Source organism: Nocardia panacis (assembly GCF_003598715.1).
In the GTDB taxonomy this organism is placed as follows: domain Bacteria; phylum Actinomycetota; class Actinomycetes; order Mycobacteriales; family Mycobacteriaceae; genus Nocardia; species Nocardia panacis.
Window position 1 is genome coordinate 134,172 of record NZ_QZFU01000055.1, and the last position, 25,145, is coordinate 159,316.

The 25,145-nt window shown below is 67.5% G+C and carries 28 protein-coding genes; 15 read left to right on the forward strand and 13 right to left on the reverse strand.

Annotated features, from left to right (window positions below; genetic code table 11):
• The first annotated feature begins 1 nt into the window (after window position 1).
• Complete coding sequence (locus tag D5S18_RS33030; RefSeq protein WP_120045059.1) at window positions 2-742, forward strand: serine protease; 741 nt, start codon at window positions 2-4, stop codon at window positions 740-742.
• A 29-nt stretch (window positions 743-771) separates the two neighbouring features.
• Here the strand turns inward: D5S18_RS33030 and D5S18_RS33035 are convergent, their stop codons facing one another.
• From D5S18_RS33035 to D5S18_RS33075, 9 genes are all read right to left on the reverse strand, one after another.
• Window positions 772-1,143: a hypothetical protein gene (locus D5S18_RS33035; protein ID WP_120045060.1), complete on the reverse strand. Its 372-nt coding sequence runs from the start codon at window positions 1,141-1,143 to the stop codon at window positions 772-774.
• Between the two features lie 121 nt (window positions 1,144-1,264).
• Window positions 1,265-2,305, reverse strand: a complete 1,041-nt coding sequence (locus tag D5S18_RS33040) for a ferrochelatase (RefSeq protein ID WP_120045061.1) — start codon at window positions 2,303-2,305, stop codon at window positions 1,265-1,267.
• Window positions 2,305-3,141, reverse strand: coding sequence for an NADH-dependent enoyl-ACP reductase InhA (gene inhA, locus D5S18_RS33045; RefSeq protein ID WP_120045062.1), 837 nt, complete (start codon window positions 3,139-3,141; stop codon window positions 2,305-2,307). Before inhA ends, D5S18_RS33040 begins: the two co-directional genes overlap by 1 nt.
• Before the next feature lie 44 nt (window positions 3,142-3,185).
• Window positions 3,186-3,905, reverse strand: coding sequence for a 3-oxoacyl-ACP reductase FabG1 (fabG1, locus tag D5S18_RS33050; RefSeq protein ID WP_120045063.1), 720 nt, complete (start codon window positions 3,903-3,905; stop codon window positions 3,186-3,188).
• 79 nt (window positions 3,906-3,984) lie between these two features.
• Window positions 3,985-4,983, reverse strand: coding sequence for a VWA domain-containing protein (locus D5S18_RS33055; RefSeq protein ID WP_120045064.1), 999 nt, complete (start codon window positions 4,981-4,983; stop codon window positions 3,985-3,987).
• Window positions 4,980-5,966: a DUF58 domain-containing protein gene (locus tag D5S18_RS33060; RefSeq protein ID WP_120045065.1), complete on the reverse strand. Its 987-nt coding sequence runs from the start codon at window positions 5,964-5,966 to the stop codon at window positions 4,980-4,982. The genes D5S18_RS33055 and D5S18_RS33060 overlap by 4 nt, the downstream gene beginning before the upstream one ends.
• Window positions 5,963-7,102, reverse strand: a complete 1,140-nt coding sequence (locus D5S18_RS33065) for an AAA family ATPase (protein WP_239004165.1) — start codon at window positions 7,100-7,102, stop codon at window positions 5,963-5,965. The genes D5S18_RS33060 and D5S18_RS33065 overlap by 4 nt, the downstream gene beginning before the upstream one ends.
• A 103-nt stretch (window positions 7,103-7,205) precedes the next feature.
• A complete protein-coding gene (locus tag D5S18_RS33070) occupies window positions 7,206-8,645 on the reverse strand; it encodes an NlpC/P60 family protein (protein ID WP_120045067.1) in 1,440 nt (479 codons plus the stop codon).
• A gap of 293 nt (window positions 8,646-8,938) precedes the next feature.
• Window positions 8,939-9,490 carry an Rv1476 family membrane protein gene (locus tag D5S18_RS33075; protein ID WP_120045068.1) on the reverse strand — a complete coding sequence of 184 codons (552 nt, stop codon included), beginning with the start codon at window positions 9,488-9,490 and terminating at the stop codon, window positions 8,939-8,941.
• Window positions 9,491-9,835: 345 nt separating this feature from the next.
• Between D5S18_RS33075 and D5S18_RS33080 the strand changes: the two genes are divergently transcribed.
• Both D5S18_RS33080 and D5S18_RS33085 read left to right on the forward strand, forming a co-directional pair.
• Window positions 9,836-12,637 (forward strand): aconitate hydratase, encoded by a 2,802-nt coding sequence (locus D5S18_RS33080; protein WP_162501001.1) that lies wholly within the window; start codon window positions 9,836-9,838, stop codon window positions 12,635-12,637.
• Between the two features lie 111 nt (window positions 12,638-12,748).
• Window positions 12,749-13,321 (forward strand): TetR/AcrR family transcriptional regulator, encoded by a 573-nt coding sequence (locus D5S18_RS33085; RefSeq protein ID WP_120045070.1) that lies wholly within the window; start codon window positions 12,749-12,751, stop codon window positions 13,319-13,321.
• Window positions 13,322-13,327: 6 nt separating this feature from the next.
• On the opposite strand, the gene D5S18_RS33090 is transcribed toward D5S18_RS33085, so the two are convergent.
• Window positions 13,328-13,840, reverse strand: a complete 513-nt coding sequence (locus D5S18_RS33090; protein ID WP_120045071.1) for a MarR family winged helix-turn-helix transcriptional regulator — start codon at window positions 13,838-13,840, stop codon at window positions 13,328-13,330.
• Window positions 13,841-13,910: 70 nt separating this feature from the next.
• Here D5S18_RS33090 and D5S18_RS33095 point away from each other — a divergent pair, with 70 nt between their 5' ends.
• From D5S18_RS33095 to D5S18_RS33110, 4 genes are all read left to right on the forward strand, one after another.
• Complete coding sequence (locus D5S18_RS33095; RefSeq protein WP_120045265.1) at window positions 13,911-14,414, forward strand: cupin domain-containing protein; 504 nt, start codon at window positions 13,911-13,913, stop codon at window positions 14,412-14,414.
• Between the two features lie 108 nt (window positions 14,415-14,522).
• On the forward strand, window positions 14,523-14,927 hold the full coding sequence (locus tag D5S18_RS33100; protein WP_239004166.1) for an acyl-CoA thioesterase: 405 nt from the start codon (window positions 14,523-14,525) through the stop codon (window positions 14,925-14,927).
• Between the two features lie 337 nt (window positions 14,928-15,264).
• Entirely contained in the window at window positions 15,265-15,717 is a 453-nt protein-coding gene (locus D5S18_RS33105; RefSeq protein WP_120045073.1) for a hypothetical protein, read from the forward strand.
• A gap of 12 nt (window positions 15,718-15,729) precedes the next feature.
• Window positions 15,730-16,689, forward strand: a complete 960-nt coding sequence (locus tag D5S18_RS33110) for an MvdC/MvdD family ATP grasp protein (protein ID WP_120045074.1) — start codon at window positions 15,730-15,732, stop codon at window positions 16,687-16,689.
• Between the two features lie 27 nt (window positions 16,690-16,716).
• Here the strand turns inward: D5S18_RS33110 and D5S18_RS33115 are convergent, their stop codons facing one another.
• Complete coding sequence (locus D5S18_RS33115; RefSeq protein WP_120045075.1) at window positions 16,717-16,950, reverse strand: helix-turn-helix domain-containing protein; 234 nt, start codon at window positions 16,948-16,950, stop codon at window positions 16,717-16,719.
• A 155-nt stretch (window positions 16,951-17,105) separates the two neighbouring features.
• Window positions 17,106-18,737: an ABC-F family ATP-binding cassette domain-containing protein gene (locus tag D5S18_RS33120; protein WP_120045076.1), complete on the reverse strand. Its 1,632-nt coding sequence runs from the start codon at window positions 18,735-18,737 to the stop codon at window positions 17,106-17,108.
• 174 nt (window positions 18,738-18,911) lie between these two features.
• Between D5S18_RS33120 and D5S18_RS33125 the strand changes: the two genes are divergently transcribed.
• Window positions 18,912-19,673, forward strand: coding sequence for an SDR family oxidoreductase (locus D5S18_RS33125; protein ID WP_120045077.1), 762 nt, complete (start codon window positions 18,912-18,914; stop codon window positions 19,671-19,673).
• A 6-nt stretch (window positions 19,674-19,679) separates the two neighbouring features.
• On the opposite strand, the gene D5S18_RS33130 is transcribed toward D5S18_RS33125, so the two are convergent.
• Window positions 19,680-20,657: a hypothetical protein gene (locus tag D5S18_RS33130; protein WP_147404338.1), complete on the reverse strand. Its 978-nt coding sequence runs from the start codon at window positions 20,655-20,657 to the stop codon at window positions 19,680-19,682.
• Window positions 20,658-20,720: 63 nt separating this feature from the next.
• Here D5S18_RS33130 and D5S18_RS33135 point away from each other — a divergent pair, with 63 nt between their 5' ends.
• The 7 genes from D5S18_RS33135 to D5S18_RS33165 all read left to right on the forward strand — a co-directional run bounded on the left by D5S18_RS33135 (window position 20,721) and on the right by D5S18_RS33165 (window position 25,142).
• Entirely contained in the window at window positions 20,721-21,794 is a 1,074-nt protein-coding gene (locus D5S18_RS33135) for a lycopene cyclase family protein (RefSeq protein ID WP_120045079.1), read from the forward strand.
• A gap of 3 nt (window positions 21,795-21,797) precedes the next feature.
• Window positions 21,798-22,691 carry a non-homologous end joining protein Ku gene (gene ku, locus D5S18_RS33140; RefSeq protein ID WP_120045080.1) on the forward strand — a complete coding sequence of 298 codons (894 nt, stop codon included), beginning with the start codon at window positions 21,798-21,800 and terminating at the stop codon, window positions 22,689-22,691.
• 106 nt (window positions 22,692-22,797) lie between these two features.
• The gene (locus D5S18_RS33145) at window positions 22,798-23,148 is read left to right on the forward strand and encodes a hypothetical protein (protein ID WP_120045081.1); all 351 of its coding nucleotides are present in this window, start codon (window positions 22,798-22,800) and stop codon (window positions 23,146-23,148) included.
• A complete protein-coding gene (gene atpB / locus D5S18_RS33150) occupies window positions 23,145-23,867 on the forward strand; it encodes a F0F1 ATP synthase subunit A (protein ID WP_120045266.1) in 723 nt (240 codons plus the stop codon). The genes D5S18_RS33145 and atpB overlap by 4 nt, the downstream gene beginning before the upstream one ends.
• Window positions 23,868-23,896: 29 nt before the next feature.
• Window positions 23,897-24,157 (forward strand): ATP synthase F0 subunit C, encoded by a 261-nt coding sequence (gene atpE / locus D5S18_RS33155; RefSeq protein WP_120045082.1) that lies wholly within the window; start codon window positions 23,897-23,899, stop codon window positions 24,155-24,157.
• A gap of 5 nt (window positions 24,158-24,162) precedes the next feature.
• Window positions 24,163-24,615: a F0F1 ATP synthase subunit B family protein gene (locus D5S18_RS33160; RefSeq protein WP_120045267.1), complete on the forward strand. Its 453-nt coding sequence runs from the start codon at window positions 24,163-24,165 to the stop codon at window positions 24,613-24,615.
• Window positions 24,612-25,142 (forward strand): F0F1 ATP synthase subunit B family protein, encoded by a 531-nt coding sequence (locus D5S18_RS33165; protein WP_120045083.1) that lies wholly within the window; start codon window positions 24,612-24,614, stop codon window positions 25,140-25,142. Before D5S18_RS33160 ends, D5S18_RS33165 begins: the two co-directional genes overlap by 4 nt.
• The last annotated feature ends 3 nt before the right edge of the window (window positions 25,143-25,145 follow it).

Here is a 25,145-nt window from a genome sequence, read left to right on the forward strand (position 1 = left end):
GATGTTCCGGTGTGCGGTTTTGGTCGCCGCATCGCTGGTCGGTCTGGTTTTCGCGGCAGCGCCCGGTGCCGCGGTGGTGGGTGGCGATGCGGCGGTGGCCGCCGACTACCCGTGGCTCGCGGCCGTCGGGTCCCCTGCGTTCGTGGTGCGCCCCGGCGGTCACTTCTGCGGCGGGGTGCTCATCACGCCGGACAAGGTGCTCACGGCGGCCCACTGCGTCTCGCTGGAGGAGCCGGTGCCGTTCGCGATCGACGTCACCTTCGGCCGCACCGATCTGCGCGAGTCGACCGGAAATACCGTATCCGTCAGCAGTATTCGGATCCATCCGGATTTCGGGGAGCTGGACGCCGCGGGCGATACGGCCTATCACAATGATCTGGCTCTGCTCACCCTGGACCATCCGGTCGCGGGGCCGGTGCTGCAAATCGCTGCCGCGCACGGCGATTCGGCTACCGTAGTCGGATGGGGTGTGACAGCGCCCGGCGACTGGTCCAATAGCGCGCTGCACGCCGCGACGGTCCCGCTGCTCCCCGACTCCGCCTGCGCGCGGGCCTACGGTCCGGCCTACGATGCGCGAATCATGCTGTGCGCCGGATCGACTCCGGCCGATACCGCCGAATTCGACAGCGGCGGACCGATTCTGGTGGACGGTAAGGCGATCGGACTCACCTCGTGGGGCCGGGGCAGCGCACAGGCCGGATATCCAGGGGTCTACACCCGGCTCTCGACCATCGACTTCTGAGGATGCGGGGCGGCACGCCCCGCATGTCATCAGCGCGGGAAAGTGTACTTCGTCGGCGTGTGGCCCTGCTGGGCCGAACCGGTGATCCCACCCTCACTGAAATCCTCGCGAAGCAGCTTGTGCGGATTGCCCGCGTCATCGGCCTGCCAACAGTTGCCGGTGCGGCCGCGATACGCCTCGCAGACAATCCGGGTGCCGGTGCCGTACGGCGAGTCCAGGCGGTCGCGCCGTTCGGTCGGATTCCAGTAGTTTGGGTCGGACGGCAGCACGAAATCGTAGGTCTCCACGACCTGGATCACCGTATTGGGCTGCTGGACCGGCCATTCGTCGGCGGTGGCCAGACCCGCGCCGAGGACCAGAGCGGCACCCGCCGCCGCGACGGCGACGGTCGAGCGCGTCATGCTCCGGAAGAGTGCCCTCATTGATTTCCCTTCGGATTCGGACAGATGATGGGCTAGCGACAATAGCGATCGCACACTAGTCGTCGCAGCCGGCAATCACCTTCCCGAGACTGGGGATACGTCAGTCGGCAATGGGTGCGCCGCAGCAGCCGACGGCGCAGGGTGCGCCGTTGCGGGTGCAGCCGTAGCCCGGCACCGTGCCCAAACGCGCTGGGGCCGCGTCGGTTCGGAGTTCCTCCACCAAATCGGCCACCATGCGGGCGAAGCGGGGATCCGGGCCGGGTGTGGCGGCGCGGGCGAAGGCGATACCGAGTTCGGCGGCGCGCTGCGCGGCCTCGTTGTCCAGATCCCAGATGACCTCGAGGTGGTCGGAGACGAAGCCGACCGGGCACACCACCACCGCCTCGACACCGGCCGCGCCGAGCCCGTCGAGGTGGTCGACGATATCGGGCTCCAGCCACGGCACCTGCGGCGGCCCCGACCGCGACTGCCACACCAGGTCGTAGTCGGTGAATCCCGTTGCCGCAGCACACAATCGGGCCGCCTCGGCGACCTGGCGGCTGTAGAGCCGACCGGCGCCGGGCGGTCCGGCGACGAGATCGGCGCGATCCGGCACCGAATGCGCGGTGAACACCAAGCGCGCCCGCTCCCGCACCGCGGCGGGCAGTTCCGCCCGCGCGGCCCGAATGGCATCGGCGAACGCGGCGATGAACAGCGGATGATCGAAATACTGTCGCAGCCTGCGCAATTCGGGTGCGTCATCGCCGAGGGCCGCCCTGGCGCGGACGATATCCTCCTGATACTGCAGGCAGCCGGAATAGCCGCCCCACGCCGAGGTCGGGAAGACCAGCGCGGAGCCGATCCCGTCCTCGCGCATGCGGGCGACCGTATCCTCCACCATCGGATGCCAGTTCCGATTGCCGAAATACACCGGCAATTCGATACCGCGCGCAGCGAATTCGGCCTCGATCGCCTCGATGATCGCCAGATTGAGCGCGTTGATCGGCGAGACACCGCCGAAGTGGAGGTAGTGCTTGGCCACCTCCTCCAGGCGCGCACGCGGCACCCCTCGGCCCCGAGTGACGTTCTCCAGGAACGGCAGCACATCCTCGGGGCGTTCGGGGCCGCCGAACGACAGCAGCAGCAGCGCGTCGGGCGACATCAGTTCGCCGAGAAGTTCTCCGGGAACCAGGTGTTGTGGCTGGCCCCGCCATCGACGTAGATGATCGAACCGGTGGTGCCCGGCAGCCAGTCCGACAGCAGTGCGCACACCGACTTGGCCACCACCGACGGGTCGTCGACATTCCAGCCGATCGGCGAGGCGCCGTCCCAGTACATGTTGAGCTGGTTCAGCTTGGCGGCGTCATCGGTGGCGGTGCCCGCGATGGCCTTGGCGGCCAGGGTCTTGATCGGACCCGCCGCGATCAGGTTGGAGCGAATTCGCTTGGCCGCGCCCACCTCTCGCGCGACATACCGGTTGACCGACTCCAGCGCCGCCTTGGCCACGCCCATCCAGTTGTAGAACGGCATGGCGGTGCGCGGATCGAAATCCATACCGACGATCGAACCGCCCTCGTTCATCACCGGCAGCACCGCGCGGGCCAGCCCGGCGTAGCTCCATGCGGAGATCTCGAAGGCCTTGGCGGCGTCGGGACCGGGACCGTCCAGGAACGGCACCGCGTCCGGACCCATCAGGGTCTTGGGGGCGAAGGCGATCGAGTGCAGCACACCGTCGATGCCTTCCGGCGCGAGTACGCCCACCCGCTCGGCCAGGACGGCCAGATCCTCTTCGCTGGTGACATCGAGGGGGATGGCGGGCGGCACCTCCTGCGGCAGCCGCTTGGCGATCCGGTCGATCAGCCGCAGGCGCTCGGGGATGCCGGTGATGAGCACCTTGGCGCCCTGCTCCTGCGCCACCGCCGCCGCGTGGAAGGCGATGGAGGAGTCGGTGATGATGCCGGTGATCAGGATGGTCTTGCCTGCGAGCAATCCGCCCATGGGTTTTCGGTTCTCCTGAGGTTGAAGGTGATGTTCGCGGAAGGTCAGTGACCCATGCCCATGCCGCCGTCGACGGGGATGACGGCCCCGGAAATGTAGGCCGCGTCGTCGGAGGCCAGGAAGCTGATGGCCGCCGCGACATCCTCCGGCTGCCCGATGCGGCCCGCCGGAATGATCTTCAGCGCGGTCTCGCGCATCTCCTCGGTCATTTCGTCGCGGGTCATATCGGTGTCGATGAGGCCGGGGGCCACGACATTGGCGGTGATATTGCGGGTGCCGATCTCGCGGGTGATGGCGCGTGCCATACCGATCAGGCCCGATTTGGCGGCGGCGTAGTTGACCTGGCCGGGAGCGCCGAATGTGCCCACCACCGAACCCAGAAAGATGATGCGGCCGAAACGCGCCCGCAGCATGGCCCGCGAGGCCCGCTTGGCGACCCGGAACGCGCCGGTGAGGTTGGCATCGATGACGCGGGTGAACTGCTCCTCGCTCATCCGCATGAGCAGCGTGTTGTCGACGATGCCCGCATTGGCCACCACCACCTCGACCGGACCCTGCAGCGCCTCGACCTCACTGAAGGCCCGGTCGATCGAATCCGCGTCCGTCACATCGCATTTCACGCCATTCAGCCCCTCGGGCACCCCCGAGCCGCGGTGGGTGACCGCCACCCGGTGCCCGTCGGCGAGCAGACGCTGCGCGACGGCGAGTCCGATACCGCGATTTCCGCCGGTCACCAGGACCGATCGAGATGTGCTGTTCGACATGGCGACAAACCTACCCCGTCCCGAGGCCGCGCCCGCTACCGGATCGGCCCCGAATTCGCGCTGGATTCTTGTCCGGAAACTACGGAAGACGCTGGCGGTAGAGGAGTCCCGTCAGTACGCCCGCCGCGGTGATGAGCAGGCCGAGCAGCAACCACGGGCGGCTCGCGTCACCCATCGTCGTCTCGAAACCGATCTGCTCCTGCAGGGTGTCGTAGACCTTCGACAACTCCTGCAGGGTCGAGGCGGTGTAGAACTCGCCGCCGGACAGCTTGGCGATCTCCTGCATGGCGGCATCGTCGACCTCGACCTTGACCCGCTGCATCGAGCCGTCCTCCCTGGGGATTTCGACCGTGCCCCATTTGGTGCCGAACGAAATCGTGGAGATCGGAATGTTCTTCGTCTTGGCCAGGCGGGCGGCGACGAATTCGTGGCGCGGATTGTCGGCGTCCTCGAAGGCGGGGACGGTTTGCTTGCCGTCGGACATGAGCACGATGCGCGCGGGCGGCGGCTCCGGACCGCCGAGCAGGGTGCCCAGGGTATCGATGGATTGCAGGGAGGTGAGGATGCCCTCGCCGGTCGCGGTGCGCTCGGCCAGTTTCAGGTTATCGATCGCGGCCTTCACGGCCCCGTGATTGGTCGTCGGCGAGACCAGCACCGACGCGGTGCCCGCGAAGGAGACCAAACCCAGGTTGATACTCGCGGGCAAGCCGTCGACGAAATCCTTACCGGCCTTCTTGGCCACCTGGATTCGGGTCGGCGGCACATCGGTGGCCTCCATCGACAGCGACACGTCGATGGCGAGCATGACGGTGGCCCGGTTGCGCGGCACCTTCTTCGTCGCCTGCGGACCGGCGGCGGCCACCGTCAACAGCACGAGCCCGACGAGCAGCAGCACCACCGGCGCGTGCCGAAACACCCTCGGCCCCTTGGGCGCGACCGATTCCAGCAGCTCCATATTGGAGAACTGGAGCACCCGCCGCGTCCTGCGACGCTGCACGAGCACGTAAACCAGCGCCAGCAGCGCGATGACCAGGAGGAAGGCCAGCCACACCGTGGCGGAGAAGTGGGAAATACTCACTGGCGTGGCACCCGCCCGCTCGGGGCGCCCAAGCTGTGGCGCCGGGTGGAGACGAACCGGACCACATCGGCGATCCAGTCCCGGTCGGTCCGCAGCGACAGCACCGGCGCGCCGCAACTGCGCAGCGCCTGCTCGACCTGTTCGCGGTGGCGGCCCGCGGCGGCCGCGAAATCCGCGCGCAACGTCGGGGTCAGCGTGAACTCGCGGGTGCGGCCCGACTCCGGATCATGCAGCAGCACATCGCCCACATCGGGCAGCGACAGATCGCGCGGATCGAGGACCTCCACCGCCAGCAGATCGTGCCGGGCCGAGATGGCGCGCAGCGCGCGCTGCCAATCGATATCGCCGAGGAAGTCGCTGATCACCACGGCCAGACCGCGTTTGCGCTGCGGGCGGCGCAGCGCCTCGATCCCGGCGCGCAGATCACCGCGCACCCCGTCGGGGACGTGCGGGGTGGTGGCCAGCGTGCGCAGCAGCGACTGCGCGTGCACGCGGCCGCTGCGCGCGGGAATACGGGTCAACCTGTCGCCGGTGGCCACCACGGCGCCGATCCGGTTGCCGCCGCCGCTGGTCAGATGGGTGATCGCGGCCGCGGCCGCGATGGCCAGATCCCGCTTCTGGCACAGCGCGGTGCCGAAATCGAGGCTGGCGGACAGATCCACCACCAGCCACGTCTCCAACTCGCGGTCGGCGATCATCTGCCGCACATGCGGATGGGTGGTGCGGGCGGTGACCGACCAATCCATTTGGCGCACATCGTCACCCGGCTGATAGGCGCGCGCCTCGCCCGGCTCGGAGCCGGGGCCGGGGATCAGGCCGAGATGATCGCCGTGCAGCACGCCGTCGAGTTTGCGGCGCACGGTCAACTCGAGGGTCTTCAGCGCAGCGGCCAGCTTCGGATCGGTGAGCTCACCGGATCGGAAGGACGGCGGCGCGTGCTGGGGACTGTCCACGCGTTCGGGCGGATTCGCGGCGGCGGTCACTTCGACTGGGGGGCCGCAGCCTGCGGTACCGGCTGCGGAACCTGCTGCTGCGCGGGAGCGGCGGGCGGCGCGGGGGCCGCCGGACCGCTCGGCGGCACCGCCTGCGGGGCGACCTGCGGCAGGCCGACCGTCTGCAGGACCCGCTTGATCACCTCTTCCGGGGTGATCTCGTCGGCCAGCGCGTCGTAGGACAGCACCAGGCGGTGGCGCAGCACATCCGGGATCACCTCGACCACATCCTGCGGCACCACGTAATCCCGGCCGCGGATCAGCGCGACCGCGCGGGCCGCGGCGATGATGCCGAGGCTGGCGCGCGGCGAGGCGCCGTAGGACACCCAGCTCGCCACATCGGGCATACCGAATTCGGCGGGGGTGCGGGTCGCGGCGATCACCCGGACCACGTAGTCCACCAGTGCGTGGTGCACGAAGGTATTGGCCGCCAACTTCTGCAAGCGGATGAGCTCTTCGGGTTCGAGGATGCGCTTGGGCTCCGGCGGGGTGACACCCATCCGGTAGATGATCTCGCGCTCCTCCTCGACCGAGGGGTAGTCGACGACGATCTTGAACAGGAAGCGGTCGCGCTGCGCCTCGGGCAGCGGGTACACGCCCTCGCTCTCGATCGGGTTCTGGGTGGCCATCACCAGGAAGGGATCCGGCATCGGGTAGGTCTTGCCGCCGATGGAGACGTGCCGCTCGGCCATCACCTCGAGCAGCGCCGACTGCACCTTGGCCGGGGCGCGGTTGATCTCGTCCGCGAGGACGAAATTGGCCACCACCGGACCGAGTTCGGTATCGAATTCCTCGCGGCCCTGCCGGTAGATGCGGGTGCCGATCAGGTCGGTTGGCACCAGGTCGGGGGTGAACTGCACGCGCGCGAACGAGCCGCCGACCACCTTCGCGAAGGTCTCCACCGCCAGCGTCTTGGCGATACCGGGCACACCCTCGAGCAGGACGTGACCGCGCGCGAGCACACCGACGAGCAACCGCTCCACCAGCCGGTCCTGACCGACGATCACCCGCTTGACCTCGTAGATCGCCTTCTCGAGAGTCTGCACGTCACGCTCCAGGGTGTTCGGCGCGGGCGCGTCCTGCACCGCCTCCGCTCCGCTCACACCGTCCGTCGAAGTCACCAACATCCCCGCTTTCGCCTTTGTCCTGTGCGTGCTGCACCACAACTATTCCAGGTATCTCGGCAAAGTGCCGCAGGGGACCCACGTTTGATCGCGTTGGGTGACTGCCCTAGGTGATGATGCGGACCGCGTAGGGCATGATGCCGCCGTTTCGGACCGCGGAGACCTTCACTACCTCTCCGGATTGGGGGGCTTCGACCATTTGTCCGTTGCCCAGATACAGCGCGACGTGCTCGCTGCCGTTCGGCCCCCAGAAGAGCATGTCGCCGCGTACCCGTTCGGCGACGGGAACCCTTGTGCCCGCGTTGTATTGGTAGCCGCTGTAGTGCGGTAGGGAGACGCCGATTCCCGCGAAGGCGTAGATCATCAGGCCGGAGCAGTCGAAGCCGACCTTGTTGTAGTCGCCGTAGCTGTCGGCGACGCCGCCATCGTGGATGCCCAGGGTGGGGCCGTTCTCGTCGCCGCCACCCCAGGAGTACTGCACGCCGAGTTGGGACATGGCGCGGTCCACCACGGTTTCCACCGCATCGGAGCCGCCGATGGCGGGCATGGTGGGGGCCGGGTCGCGCTTGGGTTTGGCTTGGGGGTGGACACCTTGGGGCGCTTCGTCCCGCAAGTCCGTGTGGGGCCGTTTGCCTTCGGCGGCCTTCGCGGCGCGATCCCTGGCGGCCTGGTCGGCGGCGGCCCGCGCCGCGGCGGCCTGCGCGGCGGCGCGGATGGCGGCCTCCTCGGCGCGACGGCGCTGATCCCAAGCGAGGTAGGCGTCGCGCTGGGCCACGAGTCCGGCCACGTTCTGGCGGGCCGCGTCCAGCTTGGTCTGCGCGCCCTGACGCTGTTTGACGAGCGTATCCCGCGCTCCGGCTTGCCGATCGGCCTCGACCTTTGCCGCGGCGACGGCCTGTTCGGCGTCGGCCTTCTTGGCCTCGGCCGCCGCCGCGGCGGCGTCGGCCTCGGACTTGGCCTGGCGCGCCAGGGAATTCAGATTGCCGCGCGTGATCTGCGCGCGCCGCAGTCCGTCGAGCACCTGCTGCTGCTGTTTGGACACCATGGCCAACACCCTGGCGCGATCGAGCACGGTGTCGGGACTGGCGGCGGCGAGGAAGGTGATCATCGTCGGGGTGGCCGGTTTGGTGTACGCCCTGGCCGCGAAGACGTCGAAGTTGCTTCTGGCCTGGCCGACTTTGGTTGTGGCCTCGGCCAATTCGCGCTCGGAATCGGTGACCGACGCGGCGGCCCTTTCGCTCGCGTCTCTGGCGTCCTGCAGATCGACCAGGGCCTTGTTGACCGCTTCGCGTTTGAGTGCGACGGCCTCGTCGAGCTGTTGGAGTTGCTGTTCGGCGCTAGCGACCTGATTGATCAGTCCGCCGACCTCGGCCACGCCCGCGTCGACCTGTGCGCCCGCGTCGGAGAGTTGACCGTCGCTGGGATTTGGCGGAGGAGGGGGCACCGCGCCCGCCTGCGCCGCCGTCAGCACGATGGCGACGGATATCAGCAATCCCAGAGCGACCAACGCCGGGCGTCGGGTTCCGACCTCGCCGTTGTTGCGCATCGCACCTCCCAAGGATCCGACCCGTGGCCCACGCCTCAGCAGCACCAATCGAACCATCAAGCTCAGTGGTCGACGGAGAGCCCTAGCAACACTTCTTCCCCATCAGCAAACAATCGAACCGTACGACACTTTATTCACTGAGGAAACTCCGACCACAGAATCACATCCGGGTAATTCGGACGTTGCCCGTAGGTAGCCTTACGACCATCAAGGTTTCTACGGAGAAAACAAACCGGTCGTATAGAAAAGTTGCTGAGCGGATACCGACCCGGTGGTATGTGTCCCGAAAGTCGCTAGTTGGCGGACTCTTGGCGTCTGCGACGGGCCTTGACCCAGTACAGACCGCCGATGGCCGCGACCAAGGCGACCAGGATCAGGCAGGTGGCCGTGGTCCAGGAGATCGGATCCGGCTTCTGCAGGCTGTCGACGAAGGCCTGCGCGGCCTCCACGCTGTGCCCGGCGTGGCGATTCTTGGCCGCGTCCTCGGCGCGCTCGAGCCGATCCCGGCTCAGCGTGTCGCTGTAGGTGCCGGCCCAGTCGTCGCTGAGCACCACCACCGTGCCGTGATGGGTCGCGCCGAGCCGGGTGGCCAGATCGCGCAGGCTCGACTCCGGAAATGGATTGCCCGGCACCACGACGACACTCAGGGGGATGCCGTGCTCGCGGGCGTCGGCGGCGATACCGGCCAGGTCGTAGGTGTCCAGCTCGTCGGTCTCGATACCTTCGACAACGGCCACATGGTGCTTGGACAGATCCGCATCGAGTGTGGTGAGCGTCGATTCGTCCACGGAGGGCGGCAACACGGCGGCCATGGGAGTGAACACCGAGGTATGCGAGACGGTCATCTTCCATCCGGTCTGTCGAGCCGCATCGGCGGGGCGAGGCGGGGCAAGGCGAGGGCATCAACACTGCTGGGCGAGCGAGACCGGGAACCTTCCCGGCGCGAGCTCCCGACGAACTCGAAAGCACAGTACGCGACCACAACTCGACACACGAGCACGCGCCGCGCCGACTACCCCCCGCCGCAATTCACAGGACAAGCGTACTGTTAGGGTCGACGTCATGGGGAACCAGCACCCTGTTCGCCCCGGCGGGCACGGTGCGGGCGCCCTCCGAAGACTTGAATCCTTCGAGACCTGCCGTCGGCACAGCCCCGCCGACGGCACCCCTCACAGACGAGTGGAGCTGACGTGACGACAAGTATCGATACTTTCGGCGCCAAGGGCACCCTCGAGGTGGGAAGCAACTCCTATGAGATCTTCCGCCTCTCCGCCGTGCCGGGCACCGAGAAACTTCCCTACGCACTGAAGGTCCTCGCGGAGAATCTCCTCCGCACCGAGGACGGCGCGAATATCACCGCCGACCATATCCGGGCCATCGCGAGCTGGGACCCCAACGCCCAGCCCGACACCGAGATCCAGTTCACCCCCGCCCGCGTCATCATGCAGGACTTCACCGGCGTGCCCTGCATCGTCGACCTGGCCACCATGCGCGAGGCCGTGGCCACCCTCGGCGGCGACCCGAACAAGGTGAACCCGCTGGCCCCCGCCGAGATGGTCATCGACCACTCGGTCATCATCGACGTCTTCGGCCGCGCCGACGCCTTCGAACGCAATGTCGAGATCGAGTACCAGCGCAATGGCGAGCGCTACCAGTTCCTGCGCTGGGGCCAGAGCGCGTTCGACGATTTCAAGGTCGTGCCGCCGAGCACCGGCATCGTGCACCAGGTCAATATCGAGCACCTGGCCCGCGTCGTCATGGTTCGTAACGGCCAGGCCTACCCGGACACCTGTGTCGGCACCGACTCGCACACCACGATGGTCAACGGCCTTGGCGTACTGGGTTGGGGCGTCGGCGGTATCGAGGCCGAGGCTGCCATGCTCGGCCAGCCGGTGTCCATGCTCATCCCGCGCGTGGTCGGCTTCAAGCTGACCGGTGAGATCCAGCCGGGCGTCACCGCCACCGACGTGGTGCTCACCGTCACCGATATGCTGCGCAAGCACGGCGTGGTCGGCAAATTCGTCGAGTTCTACGGCAAGGGCGTGGCCGAGGTGCCGCTGGCCAACCGCGCCACCCTGGGCAATATGAGTCCGGAATTCGGTTCCACCGCCGCGATCTTCCCGATCGACTCGGTGACCGTGGACTACCTGCGCCTCACCGGCCGCAGCGACGAGCAGGTCGCGCTCGTCGAGGCCTACGCCAAGGAACAGGGCCTGTGGCACGACGCCGACTCCGAGCCCGCCTACTCGGAGTACCTGGAGCTCGACCTGGGCACCGTGGTGCCCTCGATCGCGGGTCCGAAGCGTCCGCAGGACCGAATCCTGCTCTCGGAGAGCAAGATCGCCTTCCGCAAGGACATCCACAACTACACCTCCGATCCCGAGGGCGCCCCGCACTCGCATCTGGACGAGGCGATCGAGGAGTCCTTCCCGGCCAGCGACGCGCCGGTGCTGTCCTTCGCCGATGACGACGCGGTGCTGCCCACGGCCGCCAACGGTTCGACGGGCCGCCCGACCAAGCCGGTCAAGGTGCACACCGACGAGTACGGCGATTTCGTGCTCGATCACGGCGCGGTCGTGGTCGCCTCCATCACCTCCTGCACCAACACCTCCAACCCGTCGGTCATGATCGGCGCGGCCCTGCTGGCCCGCAACGCGGTGGAGAAGGGTCTGACCCGCAAGCCATGGGTGAAGACCTCGATGGCCCCCGGCTCGCAGGTCGTCAACGGCTACTACGAGAAGGCAGGTCTGTGGCCGTACCTGGACAAGCTGGGTTTCAACCTGGTCGCGTTCGGCTGCGCCACCTGCATCGGCAACACCGGCCCGCTGCCGGAGGAGATCTCCAAGGCGGTCAACGACAACGACCTGAGCGTCACGGCGGTGCTCTCGGGCAACCGCAACTTCGAGGGCCGCATCTCCCCCGATGTGAAGATGAACTACCTGGCCTCCCCGCCGCTGGTCATCGCCTACGCGCTGGCCGGAACCATGGACTTCGACTTCGAGCACGACGCGCTCGGCACGGATTCCGAGGGCAACGAGGTCTTCCTGAAGGACATCTGGCCCGCCCCGCAGGAGATCCAGGACACCATCGACCGGGTCATCTCCCGCGATATGTTCCTCGAGGACTACAAGGACGTCTTCAAGGGCGATGAGCGCTGGCGCGGCCTGCCGACCCCCGAGGGCAAGACCTTCGACTGGGACGCGCAGTCCACCTACGTGCGCAAGCCCCCGTACTTCGACGGTATGCCGCAGACCCCGAAGCCGGTCGCGGACATCAAGGGTGCGCGGGTGCTGGCGCTGCTGGGCGATTCGGTCACCACCGACCACATCTCCCCCGCGGGCAACATCAAGCCGGGCACCCCGGCCGCGCAGTACCTGGAGGCCAATGGCGTCGAGCGCAAGGACTACAACTCCTACGGCTCGCGGCGCGGCAACCACGAGGTCATGATCCGCGGCACCTTCGCCAATATCCGGCTGCGCAACCAACTCCTCGACGACGTCTCGGGCGGTTACACCCGCGACTTCACCCTGGAGGGCGGCCCGCAGGCGTTCATCTACGACGCCTCGCAGAACTACCAGGCCGCAGGCGTCCCGCTGGTGGTGCTCGGCGGCAAGGAATACGGTTCGGGCTCCTCACGTGACTGGGCGGCCAAGGGCACCAGCCTGCTGGGCGTGCGGGCCGTGATCACCGAATCGTTCGAGCGCATCCACCGCTCCAACCTCATCGGCATGGGCGTGGTCCCGCTGCAGTTCCCGACGGGCGAATCGGCCGCGTCGCTGAAGCTGGACGGCACCGAGACCTTCGATATCGAGGGCATCGCCAAGCTGAACGAGGGCGTCACCCCGAAGACGCTGAAGGTCACCGCCACCAAGGAGAACGGCGAGGTGATCACCTTCGACGCGGTCGTTCGCATCGACACCCCCGGTGAGGCGGACTACTACCGCAACGGTGGCATCCTGCAGTTCGTGCTGCGCAACATGATCAAGGCGTAACCTCGCCGGAGATCATCGACGTGCGCTTCCCCGCTGCCTTCGCCGCAGTGGGGAGGCGCACGATTTCGTCTTGGTGCTTTTCGACCCGCACCATCGAGTACGGAGGCTTTATTGCCCAAGGTCAGTGACGACCACCTCGCGGCCCGCCGCTCCCAGATCCTCGACGGGGCGCGCGGTTGTTTCGCCGAATACGGCTACGACGGTGCGACGGTGCGACGGCTCGAGGAGACCACCGGTCTGTCGCGCGGCGCCATCTTCCACCATTTCCGCGACAAGGACGCGCTGTTCCTGGCCCTGGCCAAGGAGGACGCGGAGCGGATGGCCGATGTCGCCGCCAATCAGGGTCTGGTCCAGGTGATGCGCGATATGCTCGCCGACCCGGCCCAATTCAATTGGCTGGGTACGCGTTTGGAGATCGCGCGGCGGCTGCGCACCGATCCGGAGTTCCGGGCCAACTGGGAGGAACGCTCCGAGGAGTTGAACGCGGCCACCCTGGCCCGCCTGGAGCGGCGCAAGGCGCAGGGCGCGCTGCGCGACGATGTGCCCACCGATGTGCTGCTCGGCTACCTGGAGTTGGTGCTCGACGGGTTGATCGCCCGGATCGCCTCGGGACACACCAGTGAGAATCTGGCGGCCGTCCTGGACCTGGTGGAAGCGTCGGTGCGCCGCCGAGCGGATCAGTAGGCGCGGCTACCGCTGATCCCCTGGTTCCAGGCTGTGCAGCAGGATCCGGGCGATGCGGTCGAGTTCGCGGCGGTCCTCGGCCGATAGCGCCGCGAGCAGGCGGGTCTCGTTGGCGGTGTGCGCGGTCACCGCGCGGTCGATCAGGTCGCGGCCCTTGTCGGTGAGGGCGACGCGGATGGCGCGGCGGTCGACGGTATCGCCGACGCGGCGCACCAGTTCGGCCGATTCGAGCCGGTCGAGGCGGCCGGTCATACCCGCGCGGGACAGCATGAGGGTGTCGGCGAGGACCGAGGGGTTGAGTTCGTAGGGCGCGCCCGCGCGGCGCAGCGCGGCCAGCACATCGAATTCGCCGCGCTGCAACCCGAATTCGGTGAAGACCGATTCGATGGCCCTGGCGGCCGCCTGGTGCAGTCGACCGACTCGGCCGACGATCGCCATGGCCTCCAGGTCGAGGTCGGGGCGCTCGGCGCGCCACTGGGCGAGGATCGCGTCGACGGCGTCGGTGCGGTGTTCGGACATGGACGGATTCTATTCGATGACATATAGTTTGGTCGCGAACTATCAATCAGCGAATCACTTGGAGTCGGTCATGACCAACGAATCCCCCGACCGAGCCGCCGCCGTCTGCCAACCGGAGGACGCCGAGGTGCGTCGCACACCCGAGGTCCGAATGCGACTACTACTCGACGCCCCCGCCACCGGCGGATCGGTGAGCACCCTCGAGGTGACCATGGGACGCGGCGCCGACGGCGCCGTCCCGCACTACCACACCAAATCCGACGAGCTGTTCTACGTGGCCGAGGGCGAACTTCAGGTCATGGCCGGTGACCGGATCGTCACCGTCGGCGCGGGCGGCGCGGTGAGCGTGCCCCGCTTCATGCCGCACGCCTTCGGGGCCGCACCGGAAAGCTCGGCCCGCATCCTCATCGCGCTCATGCCCGGCGTCGAACGCTTCGCGTATTTCCGGGTGCTGGAACGCCTCGCCGCCGGGGAGGTCACACCCACCGAGCTGATCGCGGCCCAGGAGGAGTTCGACAACTACTTCGTGGAGGCGCCGCGCTGGTTGGACGAGCGCAACGCCAACCGGCAATAAATGACAGAGCCGGTAATGCCCGTCGGGCCGCGGCTGTGGCCCACCTATCAGCGTCGATCCGGAACATTCGGTTCGCACCGTGCGGTTGACCCGGTTATGACGTTCTTCGTGCCCGTCGTTGTCCGCGGCTACGAGCTCGATACCCAGGGCCACCTCAACCAGGCGGTCTACCTGAGCTACGCCGAGCACGCCCGATGGGAGCTGCTGCGGGCGGCGGGGCTGCCACAGGACAAGCTGATCGCCTCGGGCGTCGGGCCGGTAGTGCTGGAGACCACCATCAAGTACCGCAGCGAGCTGCGCGGTGGGGACGAGGTCACCATCAGCTGCGAATTCGGTTGGGCCAGTGGCAAAGTCTTCTCGATGACGCAGCGGGTCGAGAAGTTGGACGGCACGGTGTCGGCGGAGATCACCGTGGTGGCCGGACTACTCGATCTGACGGCGCGCAAGCTGGTTCTCGATCCGGGCGAGCGGTTCCGCGCCTTGGCTGAGCAGCCGGAGCTGCTCGGACTGTAGGTCCGGAATTGTCGGCGCGAGAATGCCACAGCGGGTAGGGGACCCGGCGCTACGAGCGCGAAAGCGCCTGGCGTAAGCGCGAACGCGCTTACAGGTGAACGGCCGCCAACTCGCGGCTAAACGATCAGGTCCTCTCGTTTGAAAATAGCTGTCAAATTGCTTCCGGATGGTTTCCCGGTCATCGAAAATCTTTCGGCGCTAGCGCATCCCACGCCCAGATCGGGTTTGCCGGCCGCTGTGAAATCTCCCGATACCGTCCAAACGGACCCCGGTGCGCGCTATGATCCAGAGCACGCTCGGGGGTCCTGGCAAATCGCGAGCAGATCGGAGACAGCTTATGACCGACGCATTCCACCGCTCCGGAATCGCCCCGACCGGTGACCGCGTCCCACCGCTGCACGGTCTACTCGTCGGGGAGTCCGAGTGCGAGATCACCGTCCGCGTCGCCGAGGGCATCTGGACTTTCCGCCGCGACGACGTCCGGCTGCGCGAGGGCGGAACGCAATCCGCCTGCGCCGAGGGCCGCCCCGTCATGGTCGACATCCGCGCGGGCGCGACGGCCGATTTCACCCGCCGCCTGCGCATCGACCTGGTCGACCGCCCGCTGACCCTCTCCGAGGAGCCCTCCGAGGCGCTGGGCGACGAACTGCTGCAACAACTCACGGCTTCCTGGGCCGACAGGCTGCGCCTGCCCGGTCGCGCGGATTACACCCCCGCCACCTATACCTACTGCCAGACCAGGTCGGCCGGGGGCAGCGACGACGGCATCAACTGCGACAGTCTCGACTGAGCGGATTCGACGATGGCACCGGGTTCGGTCCTCATAGTGTCCGAATCGGCGGATCTGCACGCCTCGGCGATGACGGCGACGCTGCGAGAACAGCACGGGCTCACCCCGATTCACCTGGACCTGCGCGACTTCCCCACGGAATTCGGCAGTTTCCGGGTCGATCGGCTCGGCACCACCCGCTCGCTGTCGCATCTGATCGGTTTGGACGAGGTGGGCGCGGTGTGGTGGCGGCGGCCGCATCCGAGCGTGGTGCCCGCGGGGGTCCGGGCCGCCGACGACGCCTACCGGCAGGCCGAATGCGATGCGTTCATCCAGGGTCTGCTGTGGTCGATTCCGGCGCTGTGGGTCAATGATCCGGGTGCGGATCGCACGGCGGGCCGCAAGATCGTCCAGTTGGAGACGGCGCGACGCGCGGGCTTCGCCGTCCCGGAGACGCTCATCACCAATGATCCGGACGAGGCCAGGGGGTTCGTCGAATCCCGGCCCGGCCCGGTGGTTTACAAGCGCACCGGCACCAGCCGCGCCGAATTCTCCGAGACTCGGATCATCGCGGCGACCGATTACGCCAAGCTGGCGGGTATCCGCTCCGCGCCCACCACCTTCCAGGATTACATCGCCGCCGAATGCGATCTGCGCGTGGTCTGGGTCGACGGGGTCGAGTGGACGGTGCGCATCGACTCGCAGGCCGGGGTGGGCCGGGTGGATTCCCGGCTCGACACCTCGGTGGAGTTCCGCCCCGATACCCTGCCCGCCTCGGTCAGCAAGTCACTGGCCACCCTGATGGGTGCGCTCGGATTGTCCTTCGGCGTCTTGGATATTCGGCTCGGCACGGACGGCGAGTACTACTTCCTGGAGGTCAACCCGCAGGGGCAGTTCGCCTATCTGGAGATCAAGACCGGTCTACCGATCTTCCAGAGCCTCGGCAACCTCCTGGTGCACGGCGACGGCGCTGTCCCAGAGTGGACGGACTGAGCCGCGCCTCGATTCGCGCGCCGAAACCTATTGGCTCTTGCGACGATTCGCGCCACCTCGGCTGCGGAGTTGCACATGCGACTCCACCAGCACGTTGTGGATGAAGCCGTAGGAGCGCCCGGTCGCCCGCGCCAGCGAGCGAATGCTCGCCCCCGCCTCGTATTGCTTCTTCAGCTGGGACTGTAGACGGTCACGCGACTTGCCGGTGACGCGCGTGCCCTTACCCAATGTGGCCTTGCCTGATGTGGGCCTGTCGCTCATGGCTATCCTCCGAGTCGCCGAGCAGCGTCTTTCCAGGCTAGGTTGTCCGCAGGCCGTGATCAACGGGTCACTGTGATGAAACTCACCTACGGCGAAGAAGTTCCGAATTTCCCGGCGTGGCGTGCGAGTGTCGCGCTGCCCCGCCGGATTACGGATCAGGCCAACTGGATGAGTTCCAGGTACTCCTTGGACCAGTGGTCCTCGGCGCCGTCGGGCAGCAGGATGACGCGCTCGGGATTGAGCGCCTCGGCCGCGCCCGGATCGTGGGTCACCAGGACCACCGCGCCCGTGTAGCTGCGCAGCGCGTCGAGCACCTGCTCGCGGGAGATCGGATCCAGGTTGTTGGTCGGCTCGTCGAGCAGCAGGACATTCGCCGCCGAGGAGACCAGACCCGCCAGGGCCAGACGCGTCTTCTCACCACCCGACAGGGTGCCCGCGGGTTGCTCCAACTGGGGACCGGTGAACATGAACGCGCCGAGCAGGCCGCGCAACTCCTGCTCCCCCGCATCGGGGGCGGCATGGCGGATGTTCTCCCAGACGCTGGCCGAATCGTCGAGGGTGTCGTGCTCCTGGGCGAAGTAGCCGATCTTCAGGCCGTGACCGGGAACCAGCCCGCCCGCCGTGGGCTGTTCGACGCCCGCGAGCAGGCGCAGCAGCGTCGTCTTGCCCGCGCCGTTGAGTCCGAGCACCACCACCCGACTGCCGCGATCGATGGCCAGGTCGACACCGGTGAAGATCTCCAGCGAGCCGTACAGCTTCGTCAGGTTCTCGGCCATGAGCGGGGTCTTGCCGCAGGTGGCCGGGCTCGGGAATTTGATCCTGGCCACCTTGTCGGCCACGCGCACATCGTCCAACTCGGCCATCAGGCGCTCGGCGCGCTTGACCATATTCTGCGCGGCGACGGCCTTGGTGGCCTTCGCGCCGAGTTTGGCGGCTTGGGCCTTGAGCGCGCTTGCCTTCTTCTCCGCGTTGGCGCGCTCGCGGCGGCGGCGCTGCTCATCGGTGGCGCGGGCGTCGAGATACTTCTTCCAGCCCATGTTGTAGACATCGGCCTCGCCGCGCACCGCGTCGAGGAACCACACCTTGTTGACCACAGCGTCGAGCAGTTCCACATCGTGGCTGATGACGATCAGGCCGCCGTCGTGGCTCTGCAGGAAGCCGCGCAACCAGGTGATGGAGTCGGCGTCGAGGTGGTTGGTCGGCTCGTCGAGCAGCAGGATGCGATCGGAGCGGCCGCCGCTGCCGTCGGAGGCCGAGAACAGGATGCGGGCCAATTCGATGCGGCGACGCTGACCGCCCGACAGGGTGCGCAGCGCCTGCCCGAGCACCCGGTCCGGTAGGCCGAGGCTGTGGCAGATGCGGGCGGCCTCGCTCTCGGCGACGTAGCCGCCGAGAGCGGAGAAGCGCTCCTCGAGGCGGCCGTACTTGCGGACCGCCTTATCCCGCTCGGCCTCGTCGGCCACCTCGGCCATCAGCGCCTGCTGCTTCTCCATATCGCGGATCAGGGTGTCCAGGCCGCGCGCGGAGAGCACCCTGTCGCGGGCCAGCACATCGAGATTGCCCTCGCGGGGATCCTGCGGGAGGTAGCCGATCTCGCTGGAGCGCAGGATGGCGCCCGCGTACGGCTCGCCCTCGCCCGCCAGGATCCGCAGCGTGGTGGTCTTGCCCGCGCCATTGCGCCCGACCAGGCCGATCCGGTCGCCCGCCTGCACCCGCAGCGCCGGACCGGGGGCCGAGAGCAGGGTGCGGACTCCGGCCCGGACCTCCAGGTCGGTCGCGGTGATCACAGATATCTCCTAAAAGGCGGCGCGTGCTGAGCGGTAGCGGGTTTACTTCAGTAGGGTGCGCGGGTCGGCGCACACGAACAACCGATTTTACCTGTGCCGCACCAACAGACCGCATTCGCGCGGTGTGACCGCGGCTACGATCGCGCGCGGACGGTTCAGTAACGTGCCTTGAGTATGAACGATCTGATTGGCAAGAGCGCGCTGGTCTCCGGGGCCAGCCGGGGCATCGGCAAGGCGGTGGCGGCCGAACTGCTGCGCCGCGGCGCGAATGTGGTGATCACCGCGCGCAAACCGGAACCGCTGGAGGAGGCCGCCGCGGACCTGCGGGCACTCGGCCATCGCGGCGAGGTCGTCGCCCTCGCGGGCAATTCCGGCGATGCGCAGAGCCGGGCCGACGCCGTCGAGCGGGCTGTTTCCGAGTTCGGCTCGCTGGACATTCTCATCAACAACACCGGCATCAACCCGGTCTACGGGCCGCTCATGGACGCCGACCTGAGCGCGGTCCGCAAGATCTTCGACATCAACGTGGTCGCGGCCCTCGGCTATATCCAGGAGGCGCACAAGGCGTGGATGCGCGAGCACGGCGGCGCGGTGGTGAATGTCGCCAGCGTCACCGGGTTGCGCTCCACCGGGATGATCGCCGCCTACGGCGCGTCCAAGGCCGCGCTCATCCGGCTCACCGAGGAACTCGCCTGGGAACTCGGCCCGAACATCCGGGTCAACGCGGTCGCGCCCGGCGTGGTGAAGACAAAATTCGCCGACGCGCTCTACTCGGCCGACGAGGAGCGGGTGGCGGCGGGCTATCCGATGAAGCGGCTCGGCGTGCCCGAGGATGTGGCCGAACTGATCGGGTTCCTGGTCTCCGACTCGGCGCGCTGGATCACCGGGGAGACGGTGCGCGTCGACGGCGGGTTGCTCGCCACGGGCGTCATCTGAGCAGGCTCAGCGCCAGATCAGTGCCCCGAGGGTGTCGGCGTTGCGGTAGTGCAGGTACTTCTGCACCAGGGCCGGATCGACGGCATCCTTCGCGGTGGCGATGGTGATCACCACGAAGGACTTCTGGCTGCCGTCCTTCCACTTGCCGGTGGTGAAGTTGTCCACGAAGGTGCCCTTGCGCAGGCTCAGATCCCGGTCGCTGAATTTGCCCATGGCGGCCGCGGCCTTGTCGGCGTCGGCCATGCCGAGGATGAACTGGGTCAGCATGAGTCCACCGCCCTCGGCCTTGTAGACCAACTCGGCCGCGTAGGTGCAGCCGAGGGCGGTGAGTTTGCCCTGCTTCTCGATCGAGGCGCAGGTGTCGTGGTCGCGACCCGACACCCAGTCGGCGTGCAGGGCGATATCGGCGTATTTGAAATCCCAGTCCTTGCCGCCGTATTCGGCGTAGCCGAGTCTGGCGCCGGTCGGGGATTTGGGTGCGCCGGTGGGTCTGCCGAAGGTCGGTGTCGGCAGGTTCGTCGGCGGGAAGGTCGTTTCCGGGGGGAGGGTCGGGAAGGTGTCCTCGGCGGCGTTCGTGGATTCCTTGTCGCGGGTGACGTAGGCGACCGCGCCGATACCGAGGCCGAGGAGGACGACCAGGCCGAGCACCACGCCGATGAATACGCCCGCGTTCGACTTGGGCGCAACGGGATTGGCTTGGTAGTACGGGTTGGACGGTTGGTAGGCCTGATTCGGTTGGTAGGCCGGGGGTTGCGGATAGGCGGGCGGCTGCTGGTAGGGCGGCGGCGAAGGAAAGGGCTGCTGCACTGTGGGGCTCGATCTGGCGACCGAGGGTGGCGGCTGGGAAATCACGGTCGGCTGCGACTTGTCGAATGTCGGCGGGGTCGGATTCGCGGGGGGTATCGGTTGATCCCACCAGTTGGCGGGGTCTTGGGGTTGCGGTCCGTTGCCCTGCGTCACCTTGTCATCCCTTCCGCCATTCATCGGACCACACGCTACCGGGCCGGTAACGGTGCCATAGGCTCGCCCGGACCGAGGGAGGACGCGATGCGCGCGCAGGTGCTTGTCGTCGGGCTCGGCCCTGCCGGACGGGCGCTGGCGCACCGGTGTCGGACCCGCGGCCTCGCTGTTGTCGCGGTGGACCCGCGTCCGGATCGACCGTGGACCGCGACGTACGCCGCGTGGCGCGACGAACTGCCCGAATGGCTCGATCCGGGTGCCGTCGCCGCGACCGTCGAGGCGCCGGTGGCGTGGGCGCGGCGGGAATTCCGAATCGACCGGCCGTATTCGGTGCTCGATTCCGGGCGGCTGCGGGACTCGCTGAGTTTGGCGGGTGCGGAGATCGTCGCGGACCGGGCCGTTCGGCTGACGCGACGTGCGGTCACTCTCGCCTCGGGGCGACGACTCACCGCCGACCGGGTGATAGATGCTCGCGGTATCCCGCGTTCGCCCCGCCGGGCCGAGCAGACCGCCTACGGCGTCCTCGTCGAAGGAAGCGTCTGCGAACCATTTTTCATGGATTGGCGACCGGACAACGGCGCCGATCCCGAGGCGCCGCCCTCGTTCCTCTACGCCGTTCCGCTCGCCGCGGGGACCATGCTGCTGGAGGAGACGTGCCTCGCCGGACGTCCCGCGCTGAGCCATTCGGTGCTGCGCGAGCGGTTGATACGCCGATTGCGGTCCCGTGCAATACCTTTCACCGAGGAGGTGGTGGAGCGAGTTCGTTTTCCGGTGCAGGGTGCACGACCCGCGCGGCATGCGTTCGGCGCGGCGGGCGGATTCACCCATCCCGCGACCGGATACAGCGTCGCCGCGACCCTTTGCGCCGCCGATGCCGTCGCGGCGGGCGACTCCCCCGCTTCGCTTTCCGCCCGCGCGGTCCACGCGCTGCGAATCGCCGGACTGCGTACGCTGCTCACCCTGCCACCCGCCGATATTCCGCTGTTCTTCGAGTTGTTCTTCGAGCTTCCCGCCGAACAGCAGCGGGCGTATCTTTCGGGGCGCTCCGATCTACCGGGTACGGCCGCCGCCATGCGGGCGCTTTTCGCCGCCGCGCCCGCGCGGGTGCGGCGCGTCATGGCGCATTCGCTCGCGCCGGAGAATGGGTTCGGCCATGATTGAGCAATGGCACGAGCTATTTGGAAGGGCTCGATTGCGTTCGGGCTGGTCAATGTCCCGGTCAAGGTCTACACCGCGACCGAGGATCACGATATTCGCTTCCATCAGGTGCATGCCAAGGACGGCGGTCGCATCAAATACGACAGGGTGTGCGCGGTCTGCGGAAACTCCGTGCAGTACGCCGATATCGATCGCGCCTACGAATCCCCCGAGGGCGACAAGGTCGTATTGACCGAGGAGGATTTCGCGAAACTGCCCGCCGCGGAAAAGCACGAGATCCCGGTCCTGCAGTTCGTGCCGTCGGATCAAATAGATCCCATCCTCTACGACCGCAGCTACTATTTGGAGCCCGATTCCAGTACACCGAAAGCGTATGTGTTGCTGGCGAAGACGCTCGAACACATCGATCGCACCGCGCTGGTGCACTTCACGCTGCGGCAGAAGACGCGGCTGGCGGCGCTGCGGGTGCGCGAGGGGATGCTCGTGCTGCAGACGCTGCTGTGGCCCGACGAGGTGCGCTCGGTGGAATTCGACTCGCTGGTGGATGTGGCCGAACCGCGCCCGCAGGAGATCTCCATGGCCGAGACGCTGGTGGCGACCATGTCCGATGATTTCGACCCGAGCCTCTACACCGACGAGTATCAGATCGAACTCCAGAAGGTGTTGGACGAGGCGATCGCCAGTGGCACCGGGAAGGTGACACCGCGCGCCGAGGTCGCGCCCGCCGGACTCGATGCCGAGGTGGTCGATCTGGTGGCGGCGCTGCAGCGCAGTCTGGAGGCGAGTGGTCGCCGGGCCGCCGCAGGCGAGTCCGCGGCGAAGCCCGCCGCGAAGAAGGCGGCCAAGAAGGCCGCTCCGAAGAAGGCGGTCAAGAAGCCTGCGGCGCGCAAGGGCGCCTGACCGGGTCGCACCAGATTCTTTTGTCCTCTATGTCCCATTCCTTCGGTTCTTGTACTACATTTGGTAGTAGGCGCGGGAGCGTCAACTCATCGCCGAGGGAGGGCAGATGTCGATCAACGTCGATCGCCGCCCGATCATCGCCTGTGCCGCAGCGGGACTCGTGGTTCTCGCCGTGGCCGGGGGGCTGGATCGGATACTTCTAGGGACATTCGTCTGCGTCGGACTCGCCTTGGGGCTGGTCAACGCCTGGCTCACCCGGATCGGGGTGGCCCGCGCAACCGGTTCCGGCACTGGATATTTGGCGGCACTGTCGAATCTTCGACTGCTCGTCGTCACCGTGGTCGCGCTAGCCGTCGGGGTGCTAGCACGACCGGACGGGTTGGGAATCCTCTTCGGACTCATGGCATTCCAGCTCGCCGCCGCCGCGTGGACCACCGCTTCGAGGGCCACCGGATGACGAAAATCGAAGTGGGACACCATGAAATCGCGCGTCTATGGGGAATGGAATTTCATGTCGACACCATCGCGGCCACCGCCGTCGCGGCGGTCGCCGTACTCGCGCTGGCCTTTCTGCTGCGCCTGCGGCTGACCTCCGGCGTCCCCAACGGGGTGCAGTTGTTCTTCGAGACCGTGACCGTGCAAATGCGCGGTCAGGTGGAAAGCGCTGTGGGACTGCGCATCGCGCCCTTCGTCCTACCGCTGGCGGTCACGCTGTTCGTGTTCGTCCTGCTGTCGAACTGGCTGTCGGTGCTGCCCGTGCAGTACGGCGGCGGCGAGTTGATCGCACCGCCGGCGGCGGATGTCAACTTCACCTACGCACTGGCACTGTTCGTCTTCGTCGGCTACCAGGTCGCCGGCATGGCGCGGCGCGGACCGCTCGGACATGTCAAGCAGGTGCTCAAAGGGCATATGGGGTGGGGACCGATGGTGCTCATCAATGTCATCGAGGAGTTGGCCAAACCGCTCTCGCTGGCGCTGCGGCTGTTCGGGAATATGTTCGCGGGCGGCGTGATGATCTCGGTGATCGCCCTGCTGCCCGCCTGGCTCAGCTGGGGCCCCAATGCCGCCTGGAAACTGTTCGACCTGTTCGTCGGGCTGATCCAAGCATTCATCTTCGCGCTGCTGACCGTCCTGTATTTCGGCCAGGCCACCGCGTCCGAACACGAGAACCACTGAGCTTCAACTTCAAAGAGGAAGGAAAACCCATGGCAGCGGTGACCCACGAGACGATCGTCCAAGCGGCGGCACTGGTCGCGGGCGGACTCATGATGGTCGGCGGCGCGATCGGCGCGGGCTACGGCAATGGCATGGCGGGATCGGCGCTCATCAACGGCATTTCCCGGCAGCCGGAGGCCGAAGGCAAGCTGCGCGGCAACTATCTCATGGCGGTCAGCCTGGTCGACGCCGTGTATTTCATCAACCTGACCTTCATGGCACTGTTCGCGTTCGCGACGCCCGGCAAGTGAACGCCATGACCGAACATCGAGCGGGACAGAACTTTCTGCTGCCCGACGGCACCTTCTTCGTCGAACTGGCGATCTTCCTGATCGTCTTCGGCGTCATCCGGATCTGGGTGGTGCCACCCGTCCGGGAGGTGCTGGCGCAGCGCGCAGCACGCGTCGCGCAGACCACCGCGAATCAGGCACGGGCACAGTCGATTTCCGCCGAGGCCGCACATCGATACCGCAGCGCGGTCACGGCGGCGGGGGCCGAGGCGGCGCGGATGTGCGCACAGGCGAGAAAGGAAGGACAAGCGTTGGTGCACGCGACGCGCGAGGAACAACAGCGCCGAACCGATGCTATGGTCGCCGATGCCACCGCGCGACTGCGCACCGACGCCGCCGAATCGGCGCTCCGATTCGGCGCGCACCTCGATCCGCTGGCAGGCAGGCTGGCCGATCGCGTACTCGGAGGACGACGATGACCGACGACCGCAGCGGACTCTACGACATCACCTGGGACTGGCCGGTTTTCCTCAGCCAGCTGTTCGGATTCGCCGTCATCGTCGGGGTGCTCGCGAAGTGGGTCCTCCCGCCCGTGCGAACCGCCATGCGGCGCGCGCAGGACACCATCGACACCCAAATGGCCGACAGCGCAAAGGCTTCGGTCGACCTCGCGGCCGCCGAACGCGCCTTCGCCGCGGCCGTGCACGCGGCCGAGGCCGAGGTCGCTCGCATCCACCGCGAGGCCCGCGAGGACGCCGAGGGCATCCTCGCCGGTCTGCGGGAGACCGCGGCGACCGAGACCATCCGGGTGCGGCGTGCGGGTCTGCGGAACCTGTCGCGGACTCGCGACCGGCTCGAGGCCGAACTCGCGGGCGATCTGACCACGGCGGTCCTGGACCGCACCGAGTCGATCCTGCGGGAACGCCTCGAATCGCCCGAGGCCAAGGCCGAGAGTATCGATCTATTCCTCGCCGAACTGGCCGACGGTCTCGCCGAGGAGGCGTAGCGC

What these genes read in the sequence shown, in the direction of transcription:
- D5S18_RS33030 (WP_120045059.1), top strand. Translation starts at nt 2, where the DNA reads ATGTTCCGGTGTGCGGTTTTGGTCGCCGCATCGCTGGTCGGTCTGGTT.
- D5S18_RS33035 (WP_120045060.1), bottom strand. Translation starts at nt 1,143, where the DNA reads ATGACGCGCTCGACCGTCGCCGTCGCGGCGGCGGGTGCCGCTCTGGTC.
- D5S18_RS33040 (WP_120045061.1), bottom strand. Translation starts at nt 2,305, where the DNA reads ATGTCGCCCGACGCGCTGCTGCTGCTGTCGTTCGGCGGCCCCGAACGC.
- inhA (WP_120045062.1), bottom strand. Translation starts at nt 3,141, where the DNA reads ATGGGCGGATTGCTCGCAGGCAAGACCATCCTGATCACCGGCATCATC.
- fabG1 (WP_120045063.1), bottom strand. Translation starts at nt 3,905, where the DNA reads ATGTCGAACAGCACATCTCGATCGGTCCTGGTGACCGGCGGAAATCGC.
- D5S18_RS33065 (WP_239004165.1), bottom strand. Translation starts at nt 7,102, where the DNA reads ATGTTGGTGACTTCGACGGACGGTGTGAGCGGAGCGGAGGCGGTGCAG.
- D5S18_RS33070 (WP_120045067.1), bottom strand. Translation starts at nt 8,645, where the DNA reads ATGCGCAACAACGGCGAGGTCGGAACCCGACGCCCGGCGTTGGTCGCT.
- D5S18_RS33075 (WP_120045068.1), bottom strand. Translation starts at nt 9,490, where the DNA reads ATGACCGTCTCGCATACCTCGGTGTTCACTCCCATGGCCGCCGTGTTG.
- D5S18_RS33090 (WP_120045071.1), bottom strand. Translation starts at nt 13,840, where the DNA reads ATGTCCGAACACCGCACCGACGCCGTCGACGCGATCCTCGCCCAGTGG.
- D5S18_RS33095 (WP_120045265.1), top strand. Translation starts at nt 13,911, where the DNA reads ATGACCAACGAATCCCCCGACCGAGCCGCCGCCGTCTGCCAACCGGAG.
- D5S18_RS33105 (WP_120045073.1), top strand. Translation starts at nt 15,265, where the DNA reads ATGACCGACGCATTCCACCGCTCCGGAATCGCCCCGACCGGTGACCGC.
- D5S18_RS33110 (WP_120045074.1), top strand. Translation starts at nt 15,730, where the DNA reads ATGGCACCGGGTTCGGTCCTCATAGTGTCCGAATCGGCGGATCTGCAC.
- D5S18_RS33115 (WP_120045075.1), bottom strand. Translation starts at nt 16,950, where the DNA reads ATGAGCGACAGGCCCACATCAGGCAAGGCCACATTGGGTAAGGGCACG.
- D5S18_RS33125 (WP_120045077.1), top strand. Translation starts at nt 18,912, where the DNA reads ATGAACGATCTGATTGGCAAGAGCGCGCTGGTCTCCGGGGCCAGCCGG.
- D5S18_RS33130 (WP_147404338.1), bottom strand. Translation starts at nt 20,657, where the DNA reads ATGAATGGCGGAAGGGATGACAAGGTGACGCAGGGCAACGGACCGCAA.
- D5S18_RS33135 (WP_120045079.1), top strand. Translation starts at nt 20,721, where the DNA reads ATGCGCGCGCAGGTGCTTGTCGTCGGGCTCGGCCCTGCCGGACGGGCG.
- ku (WP_120045080.1), top strand. Translation starts at nt 21,798, where the DNA reads ATGGCACGAGCTATTTGGAAGGGCTCGATTGCGTTCGGGCTGGTCAAT.
- D5S18_RS33145 (WP_120045081.1), top strand. Translation starts at nt 22,798, where the DNA reads ATGTCGATCAACGTCGATCGCCGCCCGATCATCGCCTGTGCCGCAGCG.
- atpB (WP_120045266.1), top strand. Translation starts at nt 23,145, where the DNA reads ATGACGAAAATCGAAGTGGGACACCATGAAATCGCGCGTCTATGGGGA.
- atpE (WP_120045082.1), top strand. Translation starts at nt 23,897, where the DNA reads ATGGCAGCGGTGACCCACGAGACGATCGTCCAAGCGGCGGCACTGGTC.
- D5S18_RS33160 (WP_120045267.1), top strand. Translation starts at nt 24,163, where the DNA reads ATGACCGAACATCGAGCGGGACAGAACTTTCTGCTGCCCGACGGCACC.
- D5S18_RS33165 (WP_120045083.1), top strand. Translation starts at nt 24,612, where the DNA reads ATGACCGACGACCGCAGCGGACTCTACGACATCACCTGGGACTGGCCG.